Origin of the sequence: uncultured Gimesia sp. (assembly GCF_937919775.1) — a bacterium.
GTDB lineage: Bacteria > Planctomycetota > Planctomycetia > Planctomycetales > Planctomycetaceae > Gimesia.
On sequence record NZ_CALFPF010000723.1, the window covers coordinates 1 to 9,303 of the forward strand.

Below are 9,303 nucleotides of genomic sequence, written 5' to 3' on the forward strand. Positions count from 1 at the left end.
GTGGCGCTGCAGTTTTGCTGCTCAAACGAACGATTTTGGATGATTTCCTTTCGTTTCATTTGTTAGAATAATTCAGGCAGGCACTCTCAACTGGAATATTGCGACGTTCATTAAACCCGACTGTCAGTAAATCGTGTTGCTATCCAATGCTGACACATTTGACTGCCCGCCATCGAGAGGAGTTGTCTCATAATGGTTTTCGCGTCTGAATCGATCACGGACTTCGGCAATTTACTGACGCTTTTCGGGATCGCGATTGCGTTGTCTGCATATCTGTCTGCCATCAGGCTGGTGGCATTTCAAAAGATCCAGGAAGTGAAAGGGGAAGATCAAGCAGCAGCCAACAAAAAATGGGATCTCTATAAGAAACTTGGTTTGTTGACTCTGGCTGATTTTCCGATGGTCCTTTCCGCATTTTTTCTGGGACTGTATCTTCTCTGGGATTTTTTGAACCTGGACCAGATGTGGAATATGTTTTCAAACAAGGATCCTCGTCCGTGGCTGCAGAGTCAGGCATTAATGCTGTTCCTGATAGCCGGGACGGTGATGGTGTTTCTGCACCTGCTCGCCTGGTTGAAAACTGCTGAAAAGCTGCTGATCGGGAAAATAATAATCGAACCCCAAGCAGCGCCAGACAAGGAAACTGTAGCTGTGTCCGTAGCGGCCGTTTAAACAAACGCCACAACAGAAACACCGGAAACTGAGATTGAACCTCCGCCTGAAAAGCCTTAAAGTGAGGTGAGTGCCAGGTAATGAACGCGTGGGTTTTTAATTCACCAACAACGACAACAAAGAAAAGAGAAACGGCATGGATCTGCAGACACTCACTTCATTTTTTATGTGGTGCACGATATTTGATGGCGGGCTGTTGATTTTCTGGACCCTGTTCTGCCTGTTTGCGCCGAATCTGGTTTATCGCGTGCAGAGTGTCTGGTTTCCAATGTCGCGCGAGACGTTTGATGTGGTGATCTACTCTTTTATCGGTGCCTTCAAGCTGCTGTTTATTGTGTTTAATCTGGTGCCTTATCTGGCGCTGTTGATGCTGGGGTGAGTTGAGTTTAAGAGAAATTTGCAGAAATATGACACAAAATCAATATCAGGATCGATCCGGTCCCCTGCCCGGCGAACGGGATTTTGATCCTTATGAAGGGGATCTGGATGCGCAGGTGGCCTGGAAAAACTTTGGCGGCTTGACTCTGACAGAGGCGTACCAGAGATTTTTGGAGAATCCCAGTGCGTACGCGGAAGATTTCATGTGGATGGGGGATAAGGCGTTTGTCTATTATTTCCCGGTGCTTGAACGTTATCTGCTGGTGACCCCGATCTGGAGCGAGGAGAATGGGAGTGAGTGGTGTCAGGTGTTAGGCCTGGGATCTGCAATCCAGTTTCAGTTTACCGAGGAGAGTCTGCCTGAGCTGTTGCAGTTGGCACCGCGCGTGTTGCCCTTGATCGCACAGGTGAAAGAATCGATCGACGCCTGTGTCGCCAGCGGACATCCTTATTATTCCGATCCGGAAGTCAATCAGCATGTGAGCAAAGAGTGGGATGAACTCGAACATCACCTGCAGCAGTTTGAGGATGGTTGAACGATGAATCAGAATGAAGAAACCTCTGAGAATCTGAATTTGCAGCTGACGGATTCCGTTAAGTTAAACGAAACAGGATTTGTATTTGAGATTAATGAGATCGCCTGTTTTTATGCAGTCTGGGCATTTTTCTTTGCGTTATATGGGTTGAAGGTCAACGATTTTAATCTGACAAATCATTTACCTCCTGTATTCGGATTTCTACAGGTGTTTGGCGATGCTTTTACCTGTTTAGGGTATAACCTGATCTTTTTTTGTCTCGCGTCGACCGGTGTTGTCGCAGGTTTATTGTTCGGACTGCGTGCTGTATTACCAGAACACTTGAAGCAGTATCTTTGCTGGAGATTACCGGTCGGGTTTCAGTTTGAGCAAAAAAAGGAAAGTGCCTGGCCCGCTGTTTTGACGGTTTTGGTGTGTTTGACTTCCGTAGCAGTCTTGTTCTTCGCAGTGTCACATCTCCGTGCAGATCGGTCTCATCGACGACCTGTTATCTCCTGGGAAGGACCGGCTGCTGATTATATCGATTGGGTTTTTGTACTGGGTTGGACTTTCGCTTATCTGACGGTCTTCAGTGCTGCTTTTACTGACACTTATTTTACCAGTCGCTGGAACTGGCTCGTCAAAGTGGCCACTGGTCTTCTCGGTCTATTGATTGCCGCAGCTTTTATTCTTACTTGCGCGGTACTTGAAGATTGATTTAAAATGAAACAACATACTGTCAGAATAATCCTGATTTGTCTGTCTAGTGTCATCGTGTGTGTGCTGATCCTAAGCTGGTATCTGAAATCGTATAATGCATCGCAGGGTTATTGGGATGCGGAGATTGGAAACGCAGGTCCGCATGCTTCGCTAACACTACGACTGACAGGGGGAGAGGCACAAACGTGGCACCGCGTGATTGTCTTTCAAAATGTAGAAGCAGATGCGATCCAACCGGGTACTTTCAAACTGCCCGATGAAGCAAATGAAATGCCCGGTGCCCGGATGACGTTTGAGGATATCACACTGCGGCCAGGTCGCGTGACCATCGCGTGGCAGGGGCATGAAATCGACATGATGGAATCACGACTCATCATAGACGGGAAAGATTATGACTGGGACAAGCCAGAGTCGATTCTGATTGTTGATTGAGGATCTTGAAAGGTGTCAGTAAAACATCAAAATGTGCAGTCAAAACGGACTGGGTAGGAACCGGGGCTAACGCCCTTCGGCTAATTGCGGTAAACAAAATCAGCCGCACGGCGTTAGCCGCGGTTAAATATGAGCAATCAGTTCGTCTGACCGATTGAGGTGTGACGAGTGGCTGCTGTTACAATCCGCATTCGACAGATCATGCGTAGGCACCTTTTTGCTTTCAGATTCCCCTGCAATTCGCTGAAATTCAGAATTCACGACTCATTATTGACGAACGGCACACTATAGTGATGCAGTGAGTCAACACTTCCCTGTCCAGACTTTTCCACTGTACTGAAAGGTGAAACGTGCCGGAGAATCATACTGCTGATGAGAAGGTGACTGATACAGGGCTGATCCTGCTGACCGGGGCGACGGGATACGTCGGCGGTCGGTTATTGCTGGCGCTGGAGCAGCACCGGGCGAAGCTGCGTTGTCTGGCGCGACGTCCGGAAATACTGCGGCCGAAAGTGGCAGCGTCTACGGAAGTGGTCTCCGGCGATGTATTGGATCGTGCGAGTCTGGGGCCTGTCGTGGAGGGGGTGAAGGTCGCCTACTATCTGATTCATTCGATGGGGGCGAAGGGTTCGTTTGAAGAACATGATCGTCTGGCCGCTCGCAATTTTGCCGAAGCGGCGCGGGAGGCGGGCGTCGAGCGTATTATTTATCTCGGCGGTCTGGGAAACGAAGACGAAGAACTGTCGGCACATCTGAAGAGTCGGCAGGAAGTCGGGCAGATATTAGGATCGACGGGCGTGCCTGTGCTGGAATTTCGGGCGTCGATTGTGATCGGCTCCGGCAGTCTGTCGTTTGAGATGATCCGTTCGCTGGTCGAACGACTGCCGATTATGATTACGCCGAAATGGGTCATGCGGTCTGCGCAGCCGATTGCCATTGAAGACCTGATTGGTTATCTCATCGCGGCCCTGGATCTGGTGCAGCTGGAAAGTCGCGTGTTTGAAATCGGTGGGGCGGATCAGGTTTCGTACGCCGAGATCATGCGCGTTTATGCGCGATGTCGTGGTTTGCGGATTCGTATGATTCCGGTCCCTGTGCTGACGCCTTATCTGTCAAGTCTCTGGCTGGGACTGATCACTCCCCTGTATGCCCGCATTGGTCGCAAGCTGATTGAAAGCATCGTGCATTCAACGGTCGTCCGCGATGCGCGTGCGCTCAAAGCATTCGATATTCAGCCGATGGGCATTGAAGCCGCCATCAGCCGTGCGCTGGCCAATGAAGACAAAGCATTCGCTGAAACCCGTTGGTCGGACGCCCTCTCCTCTTCGGGCGAACTGCCGGACAGAGCGGGAGTTCGATTTGGAACACGGCTCGTTGATTCGCGCACTGTGAAGATAGACCGCCCGCCCGCGATTGCGTTTCAGCCGATTCAGCGGATTGGTGGTGACACCGGCTGGTATGCCTGCAACTGGTTGTGGCATCTGCGCGGTGCGCTGGATCTGCTGGTCGGCGGTGTCGGCATGCGTCGCGGACGGGCGCATGCCGAGAACCTGCGGGTCGGCGATACGGTCGATTTCTGGCGTGTCGAAGCGTATGAGCCCGATCATCGTCTGCGTCTGGTCGCTGAGATGAAACTGCCCGGCCGCGCCTGGCTGGAATTCGAAGTGACGGGGGATGAAAAATCGTCTACGATCACACAGACGGCGATTTATGATCCGATTGGTCTGTTCGGACGCCTGTACTGGTATGCGGTCTGCCCGCTACATCATTTCGTGTTCTCCGGCATGTTGCGAAATATCGCTGCCGCAGCGCAACGCACCGGGGTATCGGCTACCGAAGAAAATTCTGTCACTCCCTGATCAACCGGTAGACTCCCTGCTCTGTTTTTCGTTATAACACACTGAGTGCATCGTGTTATTGAGACGAAAGGCATTGGTTTCTGACGTGCCGACTCGATTTCAATTTGATCTGAGGAAGGCTTACAGATGACGAACGTGTTACTGACAGGCTACGGACCCTATGCCAACACTCCTGTGAACCCGGCGGAGTTGGTGGCGCGGGCGTTGGATGGAACTATGATTGGCGAGGCAAAAATTGTGTCTCGGATTGTGCCGAACGTGTTCTTTGAATGCATCGATGTTGTGAGTGCAGCGATCAGGGAACTGGAACCGTCGCTGGTTTTCATGCTGGGGGAATTCGGGGGCCGCTCGATGATCACGGTGGAACGACTGGCGCAGAATCTGAATGATGCCACGCGCTACCAGCTGGCCGACAATGCGGGGGCGGCGCCTCAGGGACAAATGACGGCACCGGAGGGACCGGTGGCCTATTATTCAACGGTGCCGTTGCGGGCGATGGTCAAAGCGATGCGGGCCGGTGGCATTCCGGCGGACATTTCCGATGCCGCGGGAACTTTCGGATGCAATCACCTGATGTACGGCATTCTGCATTACATCGCACAGGAGCAATTGCCGATTCGCGCAGGCTGGATTCATCTGCCGCAACTGCCAAGTGTGGCAGCGCTGGAGCAAAATCTGGGGACGCCCAGTATGTCGGCCGAGACTTCAACTGTGGGGGTCGAACTGGGAATCCGGGCGGCTCTTGAAAATCTGGAAGATATCGATGAGCCGAGTGTTTCCCGATTGCAGATTTGATACTGCTCAAGAGATGAGCGTCGAATCAGCAAGAAAATATCTTTCGAGAGCACAAAAAAACGCATTGGTTCAGCATGAATAAAATACTGGAAATCCTGGTTTGGCCGGTGACCGTGATCATTGTGGTGGTCATTCTGCGCGAATCGCTGGCCCGGTTGCTCTTAAAGACGAAGAAGCTCAAATATAAAGACCTTGAGGTCAGTTTCCGCGAGAGTATCGAAAAAATTGAAGCCGAAGCACAAGAGGTCTCTCTGAATGAACCCCCACGGGAAGGGAGGCTGGAAAGTGTTGAGATTGACCTGTATGAGCTTGCCAGTATTTCGCCTACGGTCGCTGTGATTGAGGCTTGGAGATCAGTTGAAACCGCGGCCAGGTTATTAATTCAGTCGAAAGGACACAAATTAAATTACGACGTCGATACCCCGTACAAACTTATCCAGGATACTTTAGAAAACGAGAATCTTCTGGACAGGCGGCATTGCAAAATCTTTAGTGACCTGCGTCTGTTGAGAAACAAGATTGTACATGCCGAAGGCTATACGTTCTCCGAGGAGCAAGCGAGAAAGTATCTTGATCTTTCCATCAGATTGCGGAGTTACCTGAATGAGTTGTCTGGCAATGAAGCGAGTGAGCGATGACCTGCTTTGATCAGGAACCATTTGAGATTCGTTGTGCCCTGCCTGAGTCTGAATGAGCGTTTCGGGCTTGTTTTGTAGCGTTTTCTCACTGTCGGGCCAGCCGACTGTGCCACACCGTGAGTTGGTTAAAGGGGCTTGCCGAACTTTTTCGGGGCTACGGTGTCTAATCTGAATATGAGAGCTATCACCAATCTATTCTCCTGTTCAAGATTGAAAGAGCAGACACATGCGAGTTTATCTGGACGATGAACGACAGGCGCCGCCGGGCTGGCGGCAGGTACGCTGGCCGGAAGAAGTGATTACGTTACTGAAAACAGAAAACGTGCGGGAACTCAGTCTCGACCACGATCTGGGTGATGACGCGCGGGGCACGGGTTACGATGTGCTGCTCTGGATCGAAGAGACCGTCGCTACCAGCGATTTCGAGCCCCCCGTGATCCAGGTGCACACGGCCAATCCCCCTGCCCGCAATCGCATGACCGCCGCAGTGGCGGCCATCAATCGACTGGCAGAGCGGTGTCGCGGTGCGGATTGAAGACGGCTGATTACCGAAAGAGGGAACGTGGAAATGGAGTTAAGACGGTTCGCACGCGCACTGTCGGGCCAGCCGACAGTGGCACGCGCTACTCAATACTGGTAGGCCTGGGACGACGATTAATTGTCGGTTTGGGGTGGTAAATCGTCTAATTTGAAACGGACTGAGACCACCGAATTTTTGGCATCATCATCGCGGTATTTGACATACGTGGTCGCGACGATCGTTCCGTCCGGCAGGAGTTCCACGCCCGGGTATCCGCAATCGCCAGTGCGTCCGTAATGATGCAACAGCTTGATGCGATATTTACCGTCGCGGCCGTTGACGATGTCGTCATAGGTGCCGACCCAGGCGACAAAATGGCCGCGGGTGGAACTGCCGAGTGCCTGATCGCGGAAGCAGACGACCAGCTGACCGTCTTTGGTGAAGACTTCCTTGTGACGGTCGCCGGTTAATCCCCAGGGGGTATCCACGGGAGTCGACCAGGTGGCCCCTTCATCGTTGCTGAACATCATCAGACTGCGGCCTTTGTGCGTATTTTCCCGCATCAGGCAGCAAAGCTGTTTGCCATCCGGACTGCGGAAGACACACGGTTCGCACGGATTTTTTCCTTCGACTTCCGCCACGACGCGCGGTTTCGACCAGTTGAAGCCGCCGTCATCGGAGATGGTCTGCAGGACCACCAGCGGGGCGCGATCTTTGCCGTCCGGCCCGCGATGGTACAGACCCAGGTAGCGGCCGTCTTTCAACTGCACCATGCTGCTGAAGGTCATCACGCAGGGAAAACCCAGCGGGGGCATTTCTTTCCAGGTTTCTCCTGCGTCTTCACTCATGATGCTGGGCATGCCGGGGCCGCCTCGTTTTCCCTGAGCCGCAGAGAAAACCCAGAGCCGCGCTTTGCCAGCGAGATCGACCATGCGATAGATGCTGGGGCAATTCTGATGGGTGGCGTAACCGGCGGGTAGTTTCTGATCGATTCGCTGCCAGGTTTTCCCGCCATCTTCGCTACGTGCCATCGGTCCGGCCGAGCCGCCATGATTGACGCACCAGACGCAGAAGATGGTTTTCTGATCGGGCATGAGAAGTGTGGTTGGATGTCCCTGATAGACTTTTGGGGTTCCGGCGGCGATGACCGTCTGATGGTCTGTCTGTTTTGAAACATCCACCAGCGGCAGTGAATCAGTGGCGTGTAAGTTGATGGGGACGCCGATTGTGAACAGGATCAGCAGTAGCGTCTGCAGCGAGCACAGGGATTTCATGGGCGAGTTTTCCTCTATCGTTTCAAAAGGGAAATAATGATCGGGTGGGGATTCAAAATACGAACAGGCTGACTTCAGGCTGTTACGGTGTCAGGTCAAAATTCTTCTCAATCGGAGACGAACCGGCTTCGATTTCCGCGGTCAGTTCGGTGTTCTCGTTATAACGTGCGGGCAAATATTGTCTGGTCGGAATCTCCTCCGGTCCTCCGTCAGCGACGATTTTGACGTTGGCCTCGGGACGTTCCGCCGTGATTTTTACCTGGCAGGCACCAATGGGAACGCCCCCTTTGTTTTCGACGCGATATTGTCCGTCGATGATGGCGGCACCGGCTTGCGGGGCTTCCCTGCCCTGCGCGGGGAGAAACCAGATTTGACCTTGCGCTACCGGCTGTCCTTCAAAGGTGACTTTGCCGGTGACAATGGACCGGTCCGGACCTGATTCCGAACCCCCGCAACCCGCGAGAGAAAGCCCCAACGCAAGTGTGATTGTCAGCAAACGATGTTTCATGATGTCAACCTTTCCGCTCTCTTCAGACGAACTGCGTTACTGAAAAACGAAACTACGCCAATGATCAGCTTCAGAACGGAGAGACGACTTCACCGCCGGCACGGGTTGTCAGGCTTTTCAATACGACCGAATCGATGTTTTCGGAGAGGAAATGCACGCTGCCATCCGCCAGTAGAAAATGACAACCGCCCGTATGCCAGCTTGAAGCCTGCTGTGTGCGGAGACTCCAGGTTCCTTGTCCCGGAGTCGTGTTAGGCCCGTTGATGCCACCCGCGGTGTCAATGTGGTTGACGACACTCCAGTAATTACAGTCGAAGGACCCGGGTTTGCCGCCCGTCACTTCGCCGACGAGCAATGTATTACTCGTGCCATCGATGACGTCTCTGATCCTTGTTTTGGAGTTGTTATAGAGTATGCCGTCGCCGTCTGAACGCCCCCAGTTCGCGGCGCATTCCCAGTCGCGCGAATCGGCGATGCCGGCCATGTTGGAACGTCCCAGGTCGTCTTTGTTGCCGGGGCCACCGTTATTAATGCCGCCCGTACGATTACAACGATCTTCCCCTTGAGGATCAGAGGGGCAGATGTAGACAACAATGGTGGCGCCCACCGCCTGGATGTTGTTGGAAGGGGCAACATTATAGTTTGTGCTGAAATCGATTTTTTTATAAATGGCACTTGCTTCCAGGAAGGGCAGAATCATCGCCCCCCAACTGTAGCGATAGACCGCATTTTGAGACCAGACGTTGCCTGAACAGCCTCGACCTGAGTCCCGGTGATCGGACAGGGGAAAAACGCGGTGAGTCTGATGGTAATTATGCAGAGCCAGCCCCACCTGCTTGAAGTTGTTTTTACAACTGGAGCGGCGTGCTGCTTCACGGGCCTGCTGGACGGCGGGCAGCAGTATGGCAATCAGGATCGCGATGATCGCAATCACGACCAGCAATTCAATCAGTGTAAATCCGCGCTTGATTTTCATGATTCTCTCCGGATGT

At 52.7% G+C, this 9,303-nt stretch carries 12 protein-coding genes; 9 read left to right on the plus strand and 3 right to left on the minus strand.

Annotated elements, in window-relative coordinates:
* Window positions 1–192 precede the first annotated feature (192 nt).
* The 9 genes from Q0294_RS20350 to Q0294_RS20390 all read left to right on the plus strand — a co-directional run bounded on the left by Q0294_RS20350 (window position 193) and on the right by Q0294_RS20390 (window position 6,544).
* Window positions 193–672 carry a hypothetical protein gene (locus tag Q0294_RS20350; protein WP_299469117.1) on the plus strand — a complete coding sequence of 160 codons (480 nt, stop codon included), beginning with the start codon at window positions 193–195 and terminating at the stop codon, window positions 670–672.
* A 136-nt stretch (window positions 673–808) separates the two neighbouring features.
* Window positions 809–1,051 (plus strand): DUF6868 family protein, encoded by a 243-nt coding sequence (locus Q0294_RS20355; protein WP_299469119.1) that lies wholly within the window; start codon window positions 809–811, stop codon window positions 1,049–1,051.
* A 28-nt stretch (window positions 1,052–1,079) separates the two neighbouring features.
* Complete coding sequence (locus Q0294_RS20360) at window positions 1,080–1,586, plus strand: hypothetical protein (RefSeq protein WP_299469121.1); 507 nt, start codon at window positions 1,080–1,082, stop codon at window positions 1,584–1,586.
* A gap of 3 nt (window positions 1,587–1,589) precedes the next feature.
* Window positions 1,590–2,282 (plus strand): hypothetical protein, encoded by a 693-nt coding sequence (locus Q0294_RS20365; RefSeq protein ID WP_299469123.1) that lies wholly within the window; start codon window positions 1,590–1,592, stop codon window positions 2,280–2,282.
* Window positions 2,283–2,288: 6 nt separating this feature from the next.
* On the plus strand, window positions 2,289–2,717 hold the full coding sequence (locus Q0294_RS20370) for a hypothetical protein (protein WP_299469125.1): 429 nt from the start codon (window positions 2,289–2,291) through the stop codon (window positions 2,715–2,717).
* 350 nt (window positions 2,718–3,067) lie between these two features.
* On the plus strand, window positions 3,068–4,576 hold the full coding sequence (locus Q0294_RS20375) for an SDR family oxidoreductase (protein ID WP_299469127.1): 1,509 nt from the start codon (window positions 3,068–3,070) through the stop codon (window positions 4,574–4,576).
* Window positions 4,577–4,702: 126 nt separating this feature from the next.
* On the plus strand, window positions 4,703–5,371 hold the full coding sequence (gene pcp / locus Q0294_RS20380) for a pyroglutamyl-peptidase I (protein WP_299469129.1): 669 nt from the start codon (window positions 4,703–4,705) through the stop codon (window positions 5,369–5,371).
* A 107-nt stretch (window positions 5,372–5,478) separates the two neighbouring features.
* Window positions 5,479–6,009: a hypothetical protein gene (locus Q0294_RS20385; protein ID WP_299469131.1), complete on the plus strand. Its 531-nt coding sequence runs from the start codon at window positions 5,479–5,481 to the stop codon at window positions 6,007–6,009.
* A gap of 226 nt (window positions 6,010–6,235) precedes the next feature.
* A complete protein-coding gene (locus Q0294_RS20390; protein ID WP_299469133.1) occupies window positions 6,236–6,544 on the plus strand; it encodes a cyclic-phosphate processing receiver domain-containing protein in 309 nt (102 codons plus the stop codon).
* 119 nt (window positions 6,545–6,663) lie between these two features.
* Here Q0294_RS20390 and Q0294_RS20395 read toward each other — a convergent pair whose 3' ends face one another.
* The 3 genes from Q0294_RS20395 to Q0294_RS20405 all read right to left on the minus strand — a co-directional run.
* Window positions 6,664–7,803: a sialidase family protein gene (locus tag Q0294_RS20395; protein ID WP_299469135.1), complete on the minus strand. Its 1,140-nt coding sequence runs from the start codon at window positions 7,801–7,803 to the stop codon at window positions 6,664–6,666.
* A gap of 82 nt (window positions 7,804–7,885) precedes the next feature.
* The gene (locus Q0294_RS20400) at window positions 7,886–8,311 is read right to left on the minus strand and encodes a hypothetical protein (RefSeq protein WP_299469137.1); all 426 of its coding nucleotides are present in this window, start codon (window positions 8,309–8,311) and stop codon (window positions 7,886–7,888) included.
* 70 nt (window positions 8,312–8,381) lie between these two features.
* Window positions 8,382–9,303 (minus strand): DUF1559 domain-containing protein (locus Q0294_RS20405; protein ID WP_366918001.1); only part of this gene is annotated, 922 nt, incomplete at its 5' end.

Excerpts from the sequence above, each read along its gene's own strand:
- Q0294_RS20350 (WP_299469117.1), top strand. The coding sequence starts at position 193 with ATGGTTTTCGCGTCTGAATCGATCACGGACTTCGGCAATTTACTGACG.
- Q0294_RS20355 (WP_299469119.1), top strand. The coding sequence starts at position 809 with ATGGATCTGCAGACACTCACTTCATTTTTTATGTGGTGCACGATATTT.
- Q0294_RS20360 (WP_299469121.1), top strand. The coding sequence starts at position 1,080 with ATGACACAAAATCAATATCAGGATCGATCCGGTCCCCTGCCCGGCGAA.
- Q0294_RS20365 (WP_299469123.1), top strand. The coding sequence starts at position 1,590 with ATGAATCAGAATGAAGAAACCTCTGAGAATCTGAATTTGCAGCTGACG.
- Q0294_RS20370 (WP_299469125.1), top strand. The coding sequence starts at position 2,289 with ATGAAACAACATACTGTCAGAATAATCCTGATTTGTCTGTCTAGTGTC.
- pcp (WP_299469129.1), top strand. The coding sequence starts at position 4,703 with ATGACGAACGTGTTACTGACAGGCTACGGACCCTATGCCAACACTCCT.
- Q0294_RS20390 (WP_299469133.1), top strand. The coding sequence starts at position 6,236 with ATGCGAGTTTATCTGGACGATGAACGACAGGCGCCGCCGGGCTGGCGG.
- Q0294_RS20395 (WP_299469135.1), bottom strand. The coding sequence starts at position 7,803 with ATGAAATCCCTGTGCTCGCTGCAGACGCTACTGCTGATCCTGTTCACA.
- Q0294_RS20400 (WP_299469137.1), bottom strand. The coding sequence starts at position 8,311 with ATGAAACATCGTTTGCTGACAATCACACTTGCGTTGGGGCTTTCTCTC.